Genomic DNA, 15,905 nt, shown 5'->3' with positions numbered 1-15,905 from the left:
AGGCAAATGCAGATTATTCTTGCTTCCAAAAGTCCGTTCCGCGCGACGCTCCTGAAAAACGCCGGCATCGCTTTTACCGCACAGTCGGCCAATATCGATGAGCGGGCGGTGGAAGCGCCTCTCTATAAGAGCGGAGCAACGCCGGAGGACGTCGCGCTTGTTCTGGCCGAAGCAAAGGCGCTCGATGTCAGTGAGCGTAACCCGGACGCATTGGTGATCGGTTCGGATCAAACCCTGTCCTTGGGCGACGAGGTTTTGCACAAGCCTGCCGATATGGAGGCCGCGCGCCGGCAACTGCTCAGGCTTTCCGGCAGGACTCATCATCTGAACAGCGCGATTGTTCTGGTCAAGAGCGGGCAGACGGTGTGGCGGCACGTTTCGGTGGCGCGCATGACATTGCGTGATCTCGATCCGGCTTTCATTGGACGGCACCTGGCACGGGTTGGTACCGTCGCGCTCCAAAGTGTCGGCGCCTACCAATATGAAGGCGAAGGCGTGCAGCTGTTCGAGAAGGTGGATGGAGATTATTTCACCATTGTCGGCCTCCCACTATTGCCGTTGCTGAATGAACTGCGCCGGGAGGGTGCGATCGATGGCTGATCATCCCAGCGCTTTCGTAACGGGTTATCCAATCCGTCATTCACGCTCGCCGCTCATCCACGGTTACTGGCTCAGGCAATTCGGATTGGACGGCTCCTATCGGGCGGTCGAGGTTGCACCGGACGCATTTGCGGCCTTTATCCACACGTTGAATGACAATGGGTTTGTCGGCGGCAACGTCACCATCCCACATAAGGAAGTGGCTTTTTCCCTGTGCGGGAAGCGCGATTCTGCCGCGGAAGAAATCGGCGCGGTGAACACGCTCTGGTTCGAGAATGGCATTCTGCATGGCGGCAATACGGATGCTTACGGGTTCTTGGCAAATCTGGACTCGCTAAGCCCCGGCTGGAGTGAGCGCAAGAGCGCTTTGGTGCTGGGTGCGGGCGGGGCAAGCCGAGCGGTGATCTTTGCGTTGAAGCAGCGCGGTTTCACCGACATCGGGATCGTCAATCGGACCGTGGAGCGGGCCCAGGAACTGGCAGACCGGTTTGGAATTTCCGGGGGTGCCCACGGGTGGGACGCGGTGCCGGAATTGCTGAAGGGCGCGTCGCTGATTGTAAACACCACGTCGCTCGGCATGTCGGGTAAAGACGAGCTGGTGATTGACCTGACCGAGGCTAATTCGGATGCGCTGGTGACCGACATTGTCTATGTGCCGTTGGAAACGCCGCTTTTGCGCGCAGCGCGCTTCCGCGGTCTTGAAACCGCCGACGGACTGGGCATGTTGCTGCACCAGGCCGTACCGGGCTTTGAACACTGGTTCGGCAAACGGCCGGATGTAACGGCAGAGCTGCGAAACCTCATTCTGGCCGATATGGCGGCGGGGAAAGCAAAATGATCGTGCTGGGTCTCACCGGATCGATCGGCATGGGTAAATCGACAGCCGCGCAAATGTTCATGGATGCGGGCGTTCCGGTCTATTCCGCCGATGAAACGGTTCACCGGCTATATTCCGGCGCGGCGGCTCCTTTGATAGAAGCAGCTTTTCCCGGAACGACGGTAAGCGGCGTGGTGGATCGCGCCAGGCTCTCGGCAGCGGTCATTGGCAATCCCAAGGCGCTTCGGAAGCTCGAATCGATTATCCACCCCATGGTTCGTTCCGAAGAGAACGCTTTCCGCGATAGCGCTCAATCCCAAGGTGCGAAGCTTGCCGTGATCGATATTCCGCTGCTGTTCGAGACTGGTGGGGATAAGCGGGTGGACAAGATCCTTGTTGTCAGCGCACCGGCAGAGGTGCAGAAAAGGCGGGTATTGGCCAGGCTCGACATGACCCCCAAAAAACTCGAAGCAATTCTCGAGCGCCAGACTCCCGACGCCGAGAAACGTGCCCGTGCCGATTTTGTCGTCAACACGGACCAGACATTTGATGCGACGCGGGCCGAGATCAACGAGATAATCCGGATACTCACGGATTCCTGACAGGCGGAAAGCGGGGAAACCGCTGCTCCGGCCTTGCGCTGGCCGGTCAATTCATGAAATTTGGGTCAAAGGAAGATTCCATGCGCGAGATCATATTCGATACGGAAACAACAGGGCTCGACCGGCTGGATGATCGCATCATCGAAATTGGCGGTGTGGAACTGGTCAATCGTTTCCCGACCGGCAACACATTTCATGTTTTCATCAATCCGGATGGCAAACAGGTCCACCCGGATGCTCTGGCCGTTCATGGCATCAGCAATGACCGCCTGAAGGATGAGCCGGTCTTTGCCGGCGTCGTCGACCGCTTTCTCGAATTCATCGACGGGGCAAAGTTGATCGCCCACAACGCTACATTCGATATGGGCTTCATCAATGCCGAGCTGAACCGCCTGGGGCACCCCCCCATCAGCAATGACCGGGTTATCGATACGCTGGCACTCGCGCGCCGCAAACATCCCATGGGCCCAAATTCCCTGGATGCCCTGTGCCGTCGTTACGGCATCGACAACAGTCACCGCACGATGCACGGCGCGTTGCTCGATTCGCAGTTGCTGGCGGAAGTCTATATCGAACTGATCGGTGGAAAACAGGCGGCCCTCGGCCTGACCGTTGCCGAACAGTCCGACAACAAGCAATCCGCCAATACGGAAACGGTTGTTGTCATTGCGCGCCGCGCGGTACCGCTGCCATCCCGCCTCACCGATTCGGAAAAGCAGGCGCACGACAAGCTGGTCGAGAAGATTGGCGAGAAAGCGATCTGGAACGAACGGATAGCAGCACGGTAAAAATCGCGGCAACAAAAAACCCGGGTCGAACCCGGGTTTTTGCTATCCAGTAGAACCGTTGGCTTAGCTGACCATCGACTTGGCTTGTTCTTCAGCCATGCGCTGCTGGAACATCTGCGCAAAGTCGATCGGGTCTATCATCAGCGGCGGAAAGCCGCCATTGCGGGTTGCTTCCGCAATGATCTGACGTGCGAACGGGAAGAGCAGGCGCGGGCATTCGATGAAAAGCAGCGGCAGGAGATGTTCCTGCGGGAAGCCTTCCAGACGGAAAACGCCGCCATAGACGAGTTCCGCGTTGAACAGGACTTCCTTGCCTTCACCGGCACGGGCTGTGAGGGTCAGAACGACATCGAAATCGTTCTCGGCAATCGGATTGGCGTTGACATTCACGTTGATGCTGATGCCAGGAGCCTTGTCCCGCGGGCGCAGCGACAGAGGCGCGCCTGGGCTTTCGAAGGAAAGATCCTTCACGTACTGAGCAAGAATGTTCAGTGTCTGCTGCTGGACGCTCCCATTGCCATTGGTCGCTTCATTGCCGTTTTCGGCATTTTCATCAGGCTTTTGAGCCATTGTCTGGAAACCTTCTCTCGTTGCGTCCGCTTCGGCGGTTATCGAATGAATGATGGCTGGCTAGCATGAGAGCCCCAGCGAGGCAAGCCGGGAGGAACCATCCTGATGCACGCACGCTATTCTTTCGGGCTCCATGGCGAGTTGGGGTCGGATTTTCTGGAATAATCCTCCGGGTCAAGTTCAATGACGCGATCAGCGGAGCGACCCGGCCGGGAATGGCCCGTTGCTGCAGGATTGACCACGACCACGCGGCTCCGGACAAAACGCCAGCCAATATCGCGAATGGCGGGTATGAACAAAAGCAGGCCGATTATGTCCGTGATGAAGCCAGGAACGATCAACAGGAACGCCGCAAAGAACAGCATGACGCCGTGCACGAGTTCGCGGCTCGGCGTCCGGCCGGCGGCGGTTTCCGAGCGGATTTTCTGCAGGATGCCAAATCCCTGCAGGCGCAACAGAAAAACACCGAGGAACATCGACAGGATGATCAAGCCGAGCGTTGCCAGAACACCGATCTTGCTGCCAACCACAATGAAGCCGGCAATTTCAAGAAATGGCAGTGCAAGCAGGAACAGAGGCACAAGAGAGGATCGCAACTAATTTACCTTTCGAAGGACATATCCGGTTATAATCCATACCCGGCGTCAATTTCATGCCTATATAGGTATGAACATGAGCATTTGTATGATTGCCTTCAGCAATCTATATGTTTTGGTAATTCGACAAAAGCGCAATGGTCGTACAAAGAACGGCCGACTGAATTTAGGGATGAATGGCAGGCGACATGGAATATCTGGACTTCGGAACGATTTTCTTCTTCGTGGCAGCAGTGGTGATCTTTTTGCAGCTGCGCAAGGTCCTTGGTCGCCGCACCGGCAACGAGCGTCCGCCATTCAATCCGTATGCATCCTCGCGTACAGCCGAGGTCGAAGATAAGGCCAAACCCGGCGATAATGTCGTGTCGCTGCCGCGGCGCGGCGAGCCGAAGGAAAACCAGTTTGAAAAGGTGGATGCGCTGGCAAAACCCGGCACGCCGCTGAACGAAGGCCTTCGCACCATCCAGAACGCCGATCCGGCATTCGATCCGGCGAAGTTTCTTGAAGGCTCCAAGATGGCATATGAGATGATCGTCATGTCCTTTGCCGATGGTGATCGCAAGACGCTCAAATCGCTCCTGTCCCGCGAAGTATTTGATGGTTTCGTTTCAGCCATCGCCGATCGTGAATCGCGCGGCGAAAAGGTGCAATCCTCGTTCGTCGGCATCAACAAGGCCGACATTACCGGCGCTGAAATGAAGGGCACGGAAGCGCACGTAACAGTGCGCGTCGTCAGCGAGCTGATTTCGGCAACCCTGGACAAGGACGGCAACGTGATCGACGGCGACAAGGAAGCGGTGGCTGAAGTCAAGGATGTCTGGACCTATGCGCGGGATACCCGCTCGAAGGATCCGAACTGGAAACTCGTCGCGACCGAAGCCGAAGATTGATTCTCCTGTCGCGAGCGCCAGACCATGCTTTCCCCTCTCTTCAAACCGGTGGCATTCACCGATTGCCCCGGTTGGGAGAATGACAACCAGGTTGAAGCGTTTCAAGCTTTTGTGCGTTCTGCCAGCAGGGTTCTGGAAAAGCCCTATAAAAGCGGATCACTGGGCATCTCCTTTGCGGCTTTAGCACCCATTTTCGCTGATTCACGTGAAACATTGGTCGAAAGTAACGAACAGGCACGGCGGTTTTTTGAAAAATGGTTCCGTCCGGCACGCCTGGAAAATCCCGAGACGGGACACGGTTTTGTCACGGGTTTCTATGAACCCGAGGTGGTTGCTTCTCCGGTTCGAACGGAACGCTATACGGTTCCTTTTCTCAGCCGCCCGAATGATCTGGTGGATGTGGATGACAGCAATCGGCCTGTGGGTTTTGATCCCTATTTCGCTTTTGCCCGGCAAACCCCGACAGGGATTGCCGAGTATTTTGACCGCGCTGCCATTGAGAGCGGTGCACTCGACGGGCAAAATCTGGAAATAGCCTTTGTCGAAAGTCCGGTCGATGCCTTCTTCATTCACGTTCAGGGCGCCGCCAGGTTGAAGATGACCGACGGTCGCCTGCGCCGCATCACCTACGCGGCGAAGACCGGCCACCGATTTACCGGCATCGGAAAAATCCTCTTGGATCGCGGTGAAATCCCGCTGGATAAAATGTCGATGCAGGCTATCCGCGCATGGCTTGCTGACAATTCTGATCAGGTTCAAAGCCTGTTGTGGAACAACCAATCCTATATTTTCTTTCGCGAAGCCGCGGTCGACGATGCCGCGCTGGGGCCGATTGCGGCTGCCAAGGTGCCGCTGACGGGCGGACGTTCCCTTGCTGTCGACCGGCTGCTGCATACCTTCGGTACGCCCTTCTATATCTCGGCACCTGCCTTGCAGGCTTTCGGCGGAGAAGGGTTTGCGCGGTTGATGATTGCGCAGGATACCGGGTCCGCCATCGTAGGGCCGGCACGCGGCGACCTTTTTGCCGGCTCCGGCGACGCGGCAGGTGACATCGCCGGCGGCATTCGTCATGACGCCGTTTTTTATGCGCTTGTACCCCGGTCATTGTTGGCGGATCGGGCATGAAGCGGTCCAGGGACGAGTTCACCAACATTGAAGACCGGATTCTCTGGGAGAAAGTCGCAAAATCCACCCGGCCCCTGAAGGGGAAGGACAAGATGGAATTTCTGCTCGACGCGGTGCAGGATCAGCCGGCAGTCACGCCATCGGCACCCGAAAAGATCAAGTCGAAGGCAACGCCGGTGCCGGCTCCGGCAAAACCGGCGATACCTGCGCATCGGCTGCATCCGATCGACCGTCCGACCCACAAGAAGATATCGCGCGGACGGGTGGTCATCGAAGGCCGGATCGATTTGCACGGACTGACGCAAAGCGAGGCCTATGGCCTGCTTCTCGGCTTCCTTCGCCGCGCGCACCAGCGCGAGCTGCGCCACGTGCTTGTCATCACCGGCAAGGGATCGTCCATGGGAAGCGATGGGGTCCTGCGTCAGGCGGTTCCGCTCTGGTTCACCACGCCGCCGTTCCGCGTGCTGGTCAATGGCTATGAAGATGCCGCCCGCAATCATGGCGGGACGGGCGCCATCTATGTCCGCATTCGCCGGCTGCCGGAGGTGCCATGACGCCGTTTGGTGAAAAGCTGCGCCAGCTCAGGGACGAGCGCGGCATCTCCCAGAAAGAAATGGCGAAGGCCATCGGGGTTTCGGCCGCCTATCTCTCGGCGCTGGAGCACGGAAGGCGCGGGCAGCCGACATGGGACAAGCTGCAGCGCATCATCCAGTATTTCAACATCATCTGGGACGAGGCCGAGGAATTGCAGCGGCTGGCCATGATCTCGCATCCGCGCATCACGATTGACACCGCCGGCCTGCCGCCAGCATCGACGGAATTGGCCAACCTGGTTGCGGCGCATATTCGCGACCTCAAGGCGGATGTCGTTCAATCCCTGATTGGCGAGATAAAGCGATCCGCCGGCAAGCGGCGGCGTTGAGCCTTAAAACAGGGCTTTCAACTGATCGAGCTTGTTGTTGACGAGCCAGCCATAGTAGTTTTCTTCGGGAAGTTGCGGCGGCTGTCCGGTCGCGGCACGGCCAGCGTTGGTCTTGGCCAGAGCCCGTGCGCGTGCATCAGCGCCGCCCGTATTGTAGAGCGTCGCGGTGATTCCCGGATTTTTTGAAATATCGAAATCCGCCACCCGCCGGTAGACATCGATGGATTCCCTGATGGTTGCGGCCATGTAGGGAAGGGTGAAGTCCGGGTCCATGATTGTCTTGTAGACATCCGTGGCGTGGTCCGCATCCAGTTTCGGCAAACCCGAATAGCGATTGACCATGTCCGTCATCTGCAGTGCCGTCAGTGGGCTGAGCTGGCCAAGCCCAAAGGTCTGGCCGGCATAGAAGGGCTGGAAGAACACCGCAGCGAACCGGTTGTCGGGAAAGCGCTTGCCGCCGGCTGTCTTGCCGCGGAAGTCCGCTTCCCACACACCTTCGCGGCAGGTCCACAGACGCAGGCTGTCCTTGTACTGCGCGCAGGAGGAAAATTGCGGGCGCTTGATGAAGTCGCCAATGCTTTCACCCTGATAATCAAAGCTAAGCCCTTGCTTCACATAGGATATAGCCTTGACGTAGTAGGTCTGGAGACGGTCGTAAGCATCGACATTATAGGTGTGTTCGCCAACGAGCGCGCCAACGATATGAACCGGATCGATGCCATAGGTCCTGGCAACGCTCGATATCTTCGAACGCAGTTTCGGGTCCGATTTCAGCAGGTTGTAGATTTTCTGATACTTCGCTTCATGCGTTGTGTTCAGTTCGCCCGTCCGCTTGATCGAAGCGACGGGAATATTGGGCTGGGTCGCATTGCGATTGCCTTCCGGCACAACGGTCACGGCCGAGGCTGGGTGAAGGGCGGCGGACAGTGAAAGAAGGCAGGTGGTCGCGAAAAGGATCAGATGTCGTTTCATTGTCAGCCCAGAATTTCGATCAAGTCAGATGAACGGTGGCCCGCCCGGGGAGATGCTTAAGCACAACCTCCCTTAACAGGTTCCAGCCGGAGGTGCGCGAAAATAAAAAATGCCCCCTCGGAAGTCGAGGGGGCATCGGTAAATAAGCCCGGAGCGATGCTTATCTGTCACACGGTTAGAGGATGAACCGCGACAGGTCGCTGTTCTTGGCGAGATCGCCGACCGTTTCACGCACATACTTGGCGTCGATGGTATATTCGGCGCCGGCCTTGTCAGGGGCGTTGAACGAGATGTCGTCGAGCACACGCTCCATGACCGTCTGCAGGCGGCGTGCGCCGATATTCTCGACCGTTGAATTGAGATCAACGGCAATATCGGCCAGAGCATCGATCGCATCGTCGGTGATTTCAAGCTTCACCTCTTCCGTTGCCAGAAGAGCGATGTACTGCTTGAGCAGACTGGCTTCCGGCTCGGTGAGGATCCGGCGCATGTCATCGCGTGTCAGGGCGCTCAGTTCCACGCGGATCGGCAGACGGCCCTGCAATTCCGGCAGAAGGTCGGATGGCTTGGACACGTGGAAGGCACCGGATGCGATGAACAGGATATGATCCGTTTTGATCGGGCCGTATTTTGTTGCAACGGTTGTACCTTCAACAAGCGGCAGCAGATCACGCTGCACGCCTTCACGCGACACGCCGGCACCCATGCCGCCATCGCGGGCGGCAATCTTGTCGATCTCGTCGAGGAAGACGATGCCGTCATTTTCCGCAGAGCGCAGTGCTTCCTGCGTGATCTGGTCCTGATCGAGCAGCTTGTCGGACTCGTCATTGATCAGAACGCCGTAGGATTCCTTGACCGTTGTCTTGATGGTCTTGGTGCGTCCGCCCATGGCCTTGCCCAGCATGTCGCTCAAATTGAGCACGCCGATATTGGCGCCCGGCATGCCCGGCAGTTCGAAATTGGGCATGCCCGAACCGGTGTCAGCCACTTCGACTTCGATTTCCTTGTCATCGATCAGACCATCGCGCAGTTTCTTGCGGAACGAATCCCGGGTTGCCGGGCTGGCGGTCTTGCCGACGAGGGCATCGAGAACGCGTTCTTCCGCATTGAGGTGGGCTTTCGCCTTGACATCTTCGCGCTTCTTTTCGCGAACGAGGCCAATGGCAACCTCAACCAGATCGCGGATGATCTGTTCAACGTCGCGGCCGACATAACCGACCTCGGTGAATTTGGTGGCTTCCACCTTGATGAACGGCGCGCCGGCCAGACGGGCGAGGCGGCGGGAGATTTCCGTCTTGCCGACGCCGGTGGGTCCGATCATCAGAATGTTCTTGGGCATGACTTCTTCGCGCATCTGCCCTTCAAGCTGCTGGCGGCGCCAGCGGTTGCGCAGGGCAATGGCGACGGCACGTTTTGCGTCCTTCTGGCCGATAATGAACCGGTCGAGTTCAGAGACGATTTCGCGGGGAGAAAAGGTTGTCATCATGGTCTCATTTCATCTGGATTGTCCCGTGCCATCATCAGGGCAGGGCCGTAAATGGATGTGCGGGTATCGAAAGGGATAAAACCCGCCTTGGTATAGGCTTTGATCGCGCGCGCATTGGCCGGGTCCGGATCGAGGATCACGCGCGGCACACCTTCTTCGAAGAGCAGGGAAACAAACTCGTCGATCAGGCGCGACCCATGTCCTGCATTGAGCAGATCCGGTTCGCCAATGAACTGATCAAGGCCCAGCGTGCCTGTTGGCTGATCCTGATAGGGATGCTCATCTTCCAAATGCGGATCATAGGTTTGCAGGTAGCCGATGGGCCGTTCATCCAGCATGATGATGAATGGCTCGACGGATATGCTGTCCATATGCGCCGCAATGGCGTTGAACTCTTCCTTGGGATCATTGCCCCACCATTGCGCCACGTGCGGCTCAGCCAGCCAACCTGAAATCAGATCCAGATCGGCCGGCTCCAACGGCCTGAAGCGGTAGGATGGCTCACTCGGCATCGATCGTCTCGAGCGTTACACTCGTATTGGTGAAGATGCAGATATCCGCAGCTATCTCCATGGCCTTGCGGGCAATCTCTTCGGCGGTCTTGTCGGTGTCGACAAGCGCACGCGCGGCTGCCAGGGCATAGTTGCCGCCCGAGCCGATGGCCATGATACCGTGTTCCGGTTCAAGCACGTCGCCATTGCCGGTCAACGCAAGCGTGATGGATTTGTCGGCCACCAGCATCATCGCTTCGAGGCGGCGCAGATAACGATCGGTGCGCCAGTCCTTGGCAAGCTCGACACAGGCGCGCATCAACTGGTCGGGATACTGTTCGAGCTTGCTTTCAAGCCGTTCGAGCAGGGTGAAGGCATCGGCGGTCGCACCGGCAAATCCGGCAATGACATTGCCTTTGCCGATACGGCGCACTTTGCGCGCATTGCCTTTCATGACCGTATTGCCGAGGCTGACCTGGCCGTCGCCTGCGATGACCACTTTGCCGCCCTTGCGGACCGTGACGATCGTGGTGCCATACATGGTGGAAGGGTTGTGTTCTTGCATTCGATTCTCCTTCAAGCAGGTCCGACTATGCCCCAAATGGCAGCAGATCGAACCCCTTCTGTGCAACTTATGTATGATGCCGCTCTGGAATTGCAAATCTGGAGTTGAACCTGCGCCATCAAAGCATTTGGAGATTCGTCAATCCTGATCTAGAAGGCCAGCATTAATGCCGTTTTTGCGAAACCCAGACGACGGGAAACAGGGATGACCAGTGCCAGCATGCGGATTGCGAAAGTAGAGCGGACCACCAAGGAAACCAGTATTGCCGTTTCGGTCGATCTGGATGGAACGGGCTCGTTTGACATTTCCACCGGAGTGGGTTTTTTCGACCATATGCTGGAACAGCTGTCCCGCCATTCGCTGATCGATATGGACATCAAGGCCAAGGGGGATCTGCATATCGATGATCACCACACGGTCGAAGATACCGGCATTGCCATCGGCCAGGCGATTGCCAGGGCGCTTGGCGAGCGGCGCGGTATCAACCGCTATGCTTCGCTCGACCTTGCCATGGACGAAACACTGACGCGCGCGGCATTGGACGTCTCCGGCCGCCCTTTCCTGGTCTGGCAGGTGCAGTTTTCCGCTCCGAAGATCGGCACATTCGATACGGAGCTGGTGCGCGAGTTTTTCCAGGCGCTGGCGCAGAATGCGGGTATCACATTGCATGTGTCCAATCTCTATGGTGCCAACAACCACCATATCGCCGAAACCTGTTTCAAGGCGGTCGCACGCACCCTGCGCACGGCTATCGAGGCGGACCCGCGCCAGAAGGGCGTCATCCCTTCAACCAAGGGTTCGTTGAACGGCTGAGAAGAAGGGCTGGGATATGACCAGTTATATTGTTTTGGTACCGCCGTTGCAGGACAACCAGCGGCAAGATGACAAGACCGTCGTTATCCGCGACGGTTTTGCACTCATCGCGTTTTTCCTGCCGGTCCCCTGGCTGTTGTTCAATCGCCTGTGGTTCGAAGCGGCTCTGGTGTTTGCGGCTGTTGCAGCCATCTCCATTGTCGGTTCCTATACGGGGCACGGCAGCCTGGCGGAAATCGTCGCAGCGCTGCTTGCCCTGCTGGTGGCAAGCGAAGCCAACAATTGGCGGATAAGGGCCCTTGAACGGCGCGGTTTTGATCAGGCTGCGATCATCGATGCGCGCTCTGCTGCCGACGCCGAGACGGCCTATTTCCATGGTGAGGCGTTCGCGGCAGACCCTGAGCCGGTGCTGCCGGCAATCGATCTGGCTGTGCCTTCACCCGTCCCCGCGCGGGGAAAGCCGGTCGCCGGCGGCATGCTTGGGCTTGTCGGTTACCGGGGAGAGCGTTGACCATGCGTGTTGCCATCATAGATTACGGGTCGGGCAATCTCCGCTCTGCCACGAAAGCGTTTGAACGGGCGGCGCGGGAAAGCGGCATCGCCGCCACTATCGATTTGACCGCCGACGCTGAACGGGTCCGTACCGCCGATCGCATTGTTTTACCGGGGGTTGGCGCCTATGCGGATTGCCGCCGCGGGCTGCATGCGGTGCCGGGCATGCCTGAAGCGATCCATGAGGTTGCGGTGGAGAAGGCACGACCGTTTCTCGGCATCTGCGTCGGCATGCAGCTCATGTCGTCGCGCGGGCTGGAAAAGACCGTCTCTGCCGGTTTCGACTGGATCAAGGGCGATGTCCGCGAAATGGTCCCGTCCGATCCCACGCTGAAAATTCCGCAGATCGGCTGGAACACCCTTCGGCTCACCAGGCCGCACCCGCTGTTTGATGGAATCAGGACGGGCCCGGATGGGCTGCATGCCTATTTCGTGCATTCCTATTTTCTCGACGCTGAAATCGAGAATGATGTACTGGCAGTGACCGATTACGGCGGGCCGGTAACGGCCGCCGTTGCCAATGACAATATGGCCGGCACGCAGTTTCATCCGGAAAAGAGCCAGGCTCTTGGGCTTGCTCTGATCGCCAATTTTCTGAGGTGGCAGCCATGATTTTGTTTCCCGCGATTGATCTGAAAGATGGCCAGTGCGTGCGGCTGAAGCTCGGTGATATGGAGCAGGCGACCGTTTACAACGAAGATCCGGCCGCACAGGCAAAATCCTTTGAAGATCAAGGGTTTGAATGGCTGCATGTGGTCGATCTGAATGGCGCTTTCGCCGGCCAGTCCGTCAACGGAGCGGCAGTTGAATCCATTCTCAAGGCAACGAAAAATCCCGTTCAGCTCGGCGGCGGCATCCGCACCCTGGACCACATCGAAAACTGGCTGGCCAAGGGGCTTTCCCGCGTCATTCTCGGGACGGTCGCGGTGCGCGACCCGGCGCTCGTGATCGAAGCGTGCAAGAGGTTCCCCGGAAAGGTGGCCGTTGGTATCGATGCCAAGGGCGGCAAGGTGGCTGTTGAGGGCTGGGCCGAAGCCTCCACCCTGGGTGTTGTCGAGTTGGCACGGAAATTCGAAGGGGCAGGGGTCGCGGCAATCATCTACACCGATATTGACCGCGATGGTGTCCTGGCTGGAATAAACTGGGAATCGACGCTGCAGCTGGCCGAAGCGGTGTCGATACCGGTGATTGCGTCAGGCGGTCTTGCTTCCATTGCCGATATCGTCCGGATGACCATGCCGGATGCCCGCAAGCTGGAGGGGGCCATTTCCGGGCGGGCGCTTTATGATGGGCGCATCGATCCGCATGAGGCCCTGTCGGTGTTGCGGGAAGCCAGGGAGCGCGCTGCATGACCCTCAAAGCCCGTATTATTCCCTGTCTCGACGTGAAGGACGGACGTGTCGTCAAAGGCGTGAACTTTGTCGATCTCATCGATGCCGGCGATCCCGTCGAAGCGGCCAGAGCCTATGACGCCGCCGGTGCCGACGAACTTTGCTTCCTCGACATCACGGCCTCGTCCGACAACCGCGAAACCATCTTTGACGTTGTCGCGCGCACGGCCGAACAGTGCTTCATGCCGCTGACCGTCGGCGGCGGTGTGCGCACCGTTGCCGACATCCGCAAGCTGCTGCTTGCCGGCGCGGACAAGGTCTCGATCAATACCGCAGCGGTGAAGAATCCTGAATTCATCGCCGAGGCTGCGGACAAGTTCGGCAACCAGTGCATTGTCGTGGCAATTGACGCCAAAAAAGTATCGAAGCCCGGTGAGACCGATCGCTGGGAGATTTTCACCCATGGCGGCCGGCAGGCAACCGGCATCGACGCGATTGAGTTTGCCCGCAAGGTGGTCGATCTCGGTGCCGGCGAAATCCTTCTGACATCGATGGATCGCGATGGTTCCAAGATCGGCTATGACATTCCGGTGACCCGGGCCGTCGCCGATGCGGTGCGTGTGCCCGTGATCGCGTCTGGGGGTGTCGGCAATCTCGACCACATGGTCCAAGGCATTCTCGAAGGTCATGCCACCGCCGTGCTCGCCGCATCCATCTTCCATTTTGGCACCTATACGATTGGCGAGGCGAAAGCCCATATGGCCGCGGCCGGCATTCCGATGCGGCTTGACCCCATTCGCCCATTCACTGGAGTTGCGTGATGACAAGCTTCACTCTTGCGGATCTGGAACGGATCGTCGCGCAACGCGCGGCGTCATCGGATACCAAATCCTATACCGCCAGCCTCTATGCCAAGGGCATCGGGAAGGCGAGTCAGAAGCTGGGCGAAGAGGCGGTTGAAACCGTTATCGCCGCCGTATCCGGCGACACGCAAGGTGTTGTTTCGGAAAGCGCCGATTTGCTCTATCATCTTCTTGTTGTTCTTGGACTTTCCGGCGTCAGGCTTGATGACGTCCTGGCGGAGCTCGAACGGCGTACGGCACAGACCGGACTTGAAGAAAAAGCCGCCCGTGGACATGGTTGAGCGCATCCATGTTTAAATCACAGGCGTTTGAACGGCAAAGGGATGGGGACGTCATGGATCAGTTGGCACCCAGCGAATTTTCACCCTACCGGTTTTTCAGCGCGGAGCGCTGGGCGGAGTTTCGTGCCGATACGCCGATGACGCTGACCTATGACGAGGTCAAGCGCCTGCGGTCGCTCGGCGACCCCATCGATCTTGATGAGGTGAACCGGATTTACCTCTCGCTGTCGCGGCTTTTGTCGGCCCATGTGGAGGCAAGCCAGCTGCTGTTCTATCAGCGGCGGCAGTTCCTCAACACCGGCGACGCTTTCAAGACGCCGTTCATCATCGGCATTGCCGGCTCCGTGGCCGTGGGAAAATCGACGACGGCCCGCATTCTGAAGGAACTGCTTGCCCGCTGGCCTTCGAGCCCCAAGGTCGATCTGGTGACAACGGACGGGTTTCTCTACCCGAACGAGGTTTTGCGCTCAAAGGGCCTGATGGAGCGCAAGGGTTTTCCCGAGAGCTATGATGTCGGCATGCTTTTGCGCTTCCTGTCGCAGATCAAGGCCGGGCAGCGCAATGTCAATGCGCCGCTCTACTCGCATCTGACCTATGATGTGCTGCAAGGCAAGTACCAGACCGTTGATGCACCCGACATCCTGATTTTCGAGGGTATCAATGTGCTGCAGGTCCGCGACCTGCCGGAAGACGGCAAGATGGTGCCGTTCGTTTCGGATTTCTTCGACTTCTCGATCTATATCGACGCGGACGAAAACCAGATCCACAAATGGTACATCAACCGTTTCATGCGGTTGCGCGAAACCGCGTTCAAGGATCCCAGCTCCTTCTTCCATCGCTATTCCACGATCTCTGATGATTCGGCCCTGGCGATTGCCGAAAACCTTTGGACCAGCATCAATCTGAAGAACCTGAAGGAAAACATCCTGCCGACCCGGCCGCGCGCTGACCTGATCTTGCGCAAGGGCGGCAATCACCTCATCGAGGAAGTGGCGCTCAGGAAGCTGTGACCCGCCTCAACGTCAGGTTGATCCGGCCCGGGGCTTTCAGCAGCGTCGACGTGCCGGGATAGATCCGGTCAACACCGTGGAAGGCCAGCCGGCCTTCGTCTCCCAGCACGATGACATCGCCGCTTTTCAAGCGGATGGATTGGGTCTTCTCGCTGCGTTGCACGCCGCCGAAGCGGAAGAGGCAGCTGTCTCCAAGGGATATGGAGACAACGGGGGCGGAGAAATTCTGCTCATCGCGGTCCTGATGCAATCCCATCTTCGCCGTTTCGGCGTAAAAATTCACGAGGCAGGCTTCCGGAGCCAGCGGGTAGTTTCCGACCCTCTCCCAGAGGGTCAGCAGGCGTGACGGAATGGCGGGCCAGGGTTTTTGCGTGACAGGGTGAACGGCCTGATAGCGGTAACCCCGTTCCTTGTCCGTTACCCAGCCGAGCGCGCCGCAATTGGTCATCCGCACGCTCATTTCCTTGCCGGTTCTCGGCATGGCGGGAATATAAAGCGGGGCCTCGGCAACGATGGACCTGATTTCGTCCACAAGGGCCGCCTGTTCGGTCAGGTCAAGATAGTCCGGGAAGTAGCGAATGCCGGGCGCAAGCTGGAGCATGACATAACCTGACGGGAGGGAGGCAAAGAC

At 58.2% G+C, this 15,905-nt stretch carries 22 protein-coding genes; 15 read left to right on the top strand and 7 right to left on the bottom strand.

The window, feature by feature from the left end:
• Positions 1–6 precede the first annotated feature (6 nt).
• The 4 genes from RDL77_RS04125 to dnaQ all read left to right on the top strand — a co-directional run bounded on the left by RDL77_RS04125 (position 7) and on the right by dnaQ (position 2,807).
• The gene (locus RDL77_RS04125; RefSeq protein ID WP_288191898.1) at positions 7–600 is read left to right on the top strand and encodes a Maf-like protein; all 594 of its coding nucleotides are present in this window, start codon (positions 7–9) and stop codon (positions 598–600) included.
• Complete coding sequence (locus RDL77_RS04120; RefSeq protein ID WP_288191897.1) at positions 593–1,438, top strand: shikimate dehydrogenase; 846 nt, start codon at positions 593–595, stop codon at positions 1,436–1,438. Before RDL77_RS04125 ends, RDL77_RS04120 begins: the two co-directional genes overlap by 8 nt.
• Positions 1,435–2,019, top strand: coding sequence for a dephospho-CoA kinase (coaE, locus tag RDL77_RS04115; RefSeq protein WP_288191896.1), 585 nt, complete (start codon positions 1,435–1,437; stop codon positions 2,017–2,019). Before RDL77_RS04120 ends, coaE begins: the two co-directional genes overlap by 4 nt.
• An 80-nt stretch (positions 2,020–2,099) precedes the next feature.
• Positions 2,100–2,807 carry a DNA polymerase III subunit epsilon gene (gene dnaQ / locus RDL77_RS04110; RefSeq protein ID WP_223613950.1) on the top strand — a complete coding sequence of 236 codons (708 nt, stop codon included), beginning with the start codon at positions 2,100–2,102 and terminating at the stop codon, positions 2,805–2,807.
• A gap of 63 nt (positions 2,808–2,870) precedes the next feature.
• Here the strand turns inward: dnaQ and secB are convergent, their stop codons facing one another.
• Together secB and RDL77_RS04100 are read right to left on the bottom strand one after the other, a co-directional pair.
• The gene (secB, locus tag RDL77_RS04105) at positions 2,871–3,377 is read right to left on the bottom strand and encodes a protein-export chaperone SecB (protein WP_223613951.1); all 507 of its coding nucleotides are present in this window, start codon (positions 3,375–3,377) and stop codon (positions 2,871–2,873) included.
• A 116-nt stretch (positions 3,378–3,493) separates the two neighbouring features.
• On the bottom strand, positions 3,494–3,973 hold the full coding sequence (locus RDL77_RS04100; RefSeq protein WP_288191895.1) for an FxsA family protein: 480 nt from the start codon (positions 3,971–3,973) through the stop codon (positions 3,494–3,496).
• Between the two features lie 188 nt (positions 3,974–4,161).
• On the opposite strand from RDL77_RS04100, the gene RDL77_RS04095 reads away from it, so the two are divergent.
• From RDL77_RS04095 to RDL77_RS04080, 4 genes are read left to right on the top strand one after another with little or no spacing between them, the layout of a single operon-like run.
• Positions 4,162–4,863 (top strand): Tim44/TimA family putative adaptor protein, encoded by a 702-nt coding sequence (locus tag RDL77_RS04095; protein ID WP_288191894.1) that lies wholly within the window; start codon positions 4,162–4,164, stop codon positions 4,861–4,863.
• 24 nt (positions 4,864–4,887) lie between these two features.
• The gene (locus RDL77_RS04090; RefSeq protein WP_288191893.1) at positions 4,888–5,988 is read left to right on the top strand and encodes a murein transglycosylase A; all 1,101 of its coding nucleotides are present in this window, start codon (positions 4,888–4,890) and stop codon (positions 5,986–5,988) included.
• Positions 5,985–6,542, top strand: coding sequence for a Smr/MutS family protein (locus tag RDL77_RS04085; protein ID WP_288191892.1), 558 nt, complete (start codon positions 5,985–5,987; stop codon positions 6,540–6,542). Before RDL77_RS04090 ends, RDL77_RS04085 begins: the two co-directional genes overlap by 4 nt.
• The gene (locus RDL77_RS04080; protein ID WP_288191891.1) at positions 6,539–6,910 is read left to right on the top strand and encodes a helix-turn-helix domain-containing protein; all 372 of its coding nucleotides are present in this window, start codon (positions 6,539–6,541) and stop codon (positions 6,908–6,910) included. The genes RDL77_RS04085 and RDL77_RS04080 overlap by 4 nt, the downstream gene beginning before the upstream one ends.
• A 3-nt stretch (positions 6,911–6,913) precedes the next feature.
• Here RDL77_RS04080 and RDL77_RS04075 read toward each other — a convergent pair whose 3' ends face one another.
• The 4 genes from RDL77_RS04075 to hslV all read right to left on the bottom strand — a co-directional run bounded on the left by RDL77_RS04075 (position 6,914) and on the right by hslV (position 10,424).
• Positions 6,914–7,882: a DUF1402 family protein gene (locus RDL77_RS04075; protein ID WP_288191890.1), complete on the bottom strand. Its 969-nt coding sequence runs from the start codon at positions 7,880–7,882 to the stop codon at positions 6,914–6,916.
• A gap of 175 nt (positions 7,883–8,057) precedes the next feature.
• A complete protein-coding gene (hslU, locus tag RDL77_RS04070) occupies positions 8,058–9,365 on the bottom strand; it encodes an ATP-dependent protease ATPase subunit HslU (RefSeq protein ID WP_223613957.1) in 1,308 nt (435 codons plus the stop codon).
• The gene (locus RDL77_RS04065) at positions 9,365–9,880 is read right to left on the bottom strand and encodes a GNAT family N-acetyltransferase (protein WP_288191889.1); all 516 of its coding nucleotides are present in this window, start codon (positions 9,878–9,880) and stop codon (positions 9,365–9,367) included. The genes hslU and RDL77_RS04065 overlap by 1 nt, the downstream gene beginning before the upstream one ends.
• A complete protein-coding gene (gene hslV, locus RDL77_RS04060) occupies positions 9,870–10,424 on the bottom strand; it encodes an ATP-dependent protease subunit HslV (RefSeq protein WP_105734132.1) in 555 nt (184 codons plus the stop codon). Before hslV ends, RDL77_RS04065 begins: the two co-directional genes overlap by 11 nt.
• A gap of 204 nt (positions 10,425–10,628) precedes the next feature.
• On the opposite strand from hslV, the gene hisB reads away from it, so the two are divergent.
• Genes hisB through coaA form a run of 7 tightly spaced genes read left to right on the top strand, consistent with a single transcriptional unit; the run spans position 10,629 to position 15,274 of the window.
• Positions 10,629–11,237: an imidazoleglycerol-phosphate dehydratase HisB gene (hisB, locus tag RDL77_RS04055; RefSeq protein ID WP_288191888.1), complete on the top strand. Its 609-nt coding sequence runs from the start codon at positions 10,629–10,631 to the stop codon at positions 11,235–11,237.
• A 16-nt stretch (positions 11,238–11,253) separates the two neighbouring features.
• Positions 11,254–11,748, top strand: a complete 495-nt coding sequence (locus tag RDL77_RS04050) for a DUF2628 domain-containing protein (RefSeq protein ID WP_288191887.1) — start codon at positions 11,254–11,256, stop codon at positions 11,746–11,748.
• Positions 11,749–11,750: 2 nt separating this feature from the next.
• On the top strand, positions 11,751–12,401 hold the full coding sequence (hisH, locus tag RDL77_RS04045; RefSeq protein ID WP_223613961.1) for an imidazole glycerol phosphate synthase subunit HisH: 651 nt from the start codon (positions 11,751–11,753) through the stop codon (positions 12,399–12,401).
• Positions 12,398–13,141, top strand: a complete 744-nt coding sequence (hisA, locus tag RDL77_RS04040) for a 1-(5-phosphoribosyl)-5-[(5-phosphoribosylamino)methylideneamino]imidazole-4-carboxamide isomerase (protein ID WP_288191886.1) — start codon at positions 12,398–12,400, stop codon at positions 13,139–13,141. The genes hisH and hisA overlap by 4 nt, the downstream gene beginning before the upstream one ends.
• Positions 13,138–13,941 (top strand): imidazole glycerol phosphate synthase subunit HisF, encoded by an 804-nt coding sequence (hisF, locus tag RDL77_RS04035; RefSeq protein WP_288191885.1) that lies wholly within the window; start codon positions 13,138–13,140, stop codon positions 13,939–13,941. Before hisA ends, hisF begins: the two co-directional genes overlap by 4 nt.
• Entirely contained in the window at positions 13,941–14,264 is a 324-nt protein-coding gene (locus RDL77_RS04030; RefSeq protein ID WP_223613964.1) for a phosphoribosyl-ATP diphosphatase, read from the top strand. Before hisF ends, RDL77_RS04030 begins: the two co-directional genes overlap by 1 nt.
• A 53-nt stretch (positions 14,265–14,317) precedes the next feature.
• On the top strand, positions 14,318–15,274 hold the full coding sequence (coaA, locus tag RDL77_RS04025; protein WP_105734125.1) for a type I pantothenate kinase: 957 nt from the start codon (positions 14,318–14,320) through the stop codon (positions 15,272–15,274).
• Here the strand turns inward: coaA and RDL77_RS04020 are convergent.
• Positions 15,261–15,875: an alpha-ketoglutarate-dependent dioxygenase AlkB gene (locus RDL77_RS04020; protein ID WP_288191884.1), complete on the bottom strand. Its 615-nt coding sequence runs from the start codon at positions 15,873–15,875 to the stop codon at positions 15,261–15,263. The two genes, coaA and RDL77_RS04020, sit on opposite strands and share 14 nt — an antisense overlap.
• Positions 15,876–15,905: the final 30 nt, after the last annotated feature.

It is taken from the genome of uncultured Phyllobacterium sp., from assembly GCF_902479695.1.
GTDB classification, from domain to species: Bacteria; Pseudomonadota; Alphaproteobacteria; order Rhizobiales; family Rhizobiaceae; genus Phyllobacterium; species Phyllobacterium calauticae.
The sequence above is the reverse complement of the archived record's forward strand: the minus strand, read 5'-3'. Positions and strand labels throughout refer to the sequence as shown.

Bases quoted from the DNA above. Each gene is read 5' to 3' on its own strand.
- RDL77_RS04125 (WP_288191898.1), top strand. From the start codon at position 7: ATGCAGATTATTCTTGCTTCCAAAAGTCCGTTCCGCGCGACGCTCCTG.
- RDL77_RS04120 (WP_288191897.1), top strand. From the start codon at position 593: ATGGCTGATCATCCCAGCGCTTTCGTAACGGGTTATCCAATCCGTCAT.
- coaE (WP_288191896.1), top strand. From the start codon at position 1,435: ATGATCGTGCTGGGTCTCACCGGATCGATCGGCATGGGTAAATCGACA.
- dnaQ (WP_223613950.1), top strand. From the start codon at position 2,100: ATGCGCGAGATCATATTCGATACGGAAACAACAGGGCTCGACCGGCTG.
- secB (WP_223613951.1), bottom strand. From the start codon at position 3,377: ATGGCTCAAAAGCCTGATGAAAATGCCGAAAACGGCAATGAAGCGACC.
- RDL77_RS04095 (WP_288191894.1), top strand. From the start codon at position 4,162: ATGGAATATCTGGACTTCGGAACGATTTTCTTCTTCGTGGCAGCAGTG.
- RDL77_RS04090 (WP_288191893.1), top strand. From the start codon at position 4,888: ATGCTTTCCCCTCTCTTCAAACCGGTGGCATTCACCGATTGCCCCGGT.
- RDL77_RS04085 (WP_288191892.1), top strand. From the start codon at position 5,985: ATGAAGCGGTCCAGGGACGAGTTCACCAACATTGAAGACCGGATTCTC.
- RDL77_RS04080 (WP_288191891.1), top strand. From the start codon at position 6,539: ATGACGCCGTTTGGTGAAAAGCTGCGCCAGCTCAGGGACGAGCGCGGC.
- RDL77_RS04075 (WP_288191890.1), bottom strand. From the start codon at position 7,882: ATGAAACGACATCTGATCCTTTTCGCGACCACCTGCCTTCTTTCACTG.
- hslU (WP_223613957.1), bottom strand. From the start codon at position 9,365: ATGACAACCTTTTCTCCCCGCGAAATCGTCTCTGAACTCGACCGGTTC.
- RDL77_RS04065 (WP_288191889.1), bottom strand. From the start codon at position 9,880: ATGCCGAGTGAGCCATCCTACCGCTTCAGGCCGTTGGAGCCGGCCGAT.
- hslV (WP_105734132.1), bottom strand. From the start codon at position 10,424: ATGCAAGAACACAACCCTTCCACCATGTATGGCACCACGATCGTCACG.
- hisB (WP_288191888.1), top strand. From the start codon at position 10,629: ATGACCAGTGCCAGCATGCGGATTGCGAAAGTAGAGCGGACCACCAAG.
- RDL77_RS04050 (WP_288191887.1), top strand. From the start codon at position 11,254: ATGACCAGTTATATTGTTTTGGTACCGCCGTTGCAGGACAACCAGCGG.
- hisH (WP_223613961.1), top strand. From the start codon at position 11,751: ATGCGTGTTGCCATCATAGATTACGGGTCGGGCAATCTCCGCTCTGCC.
- hisA (WP_288191886.1), top strand. From the start codon at position 12,398: ATGATTTTGTTTCCCGCGATTGATCTGAAAGATGGCCAGTGCGTGCGG.
- hisF (WP_288191885.1), top strand. From the start codon at position 13,138: ATGACCCTCAAAGCCCGTATTATTCCCTGTCTCGACGTGAAGGACGGA.
- RDL77_RS04030 (WP_223613964.1), top strand. From the start codon at position 13,941: ATGACAAGCTTCACTCTTGCGGATCTGGAACGGATCGTCGCGCAACGC.
- coaA (WP_105734125.1), top strand. From the start codon at position 14,318: ATGGATCAGTTGGCACCCAGCGAATTTTCACCCTACCGGTTTTTCAGC.
- RDL77_RS04020 (WP_288191884.1), bottom strand. From the start codon at position 15,875: ATGCTCCAGCTTGCGCCCGGCATTCGCTACTTCCCGGACTATCTTGAC.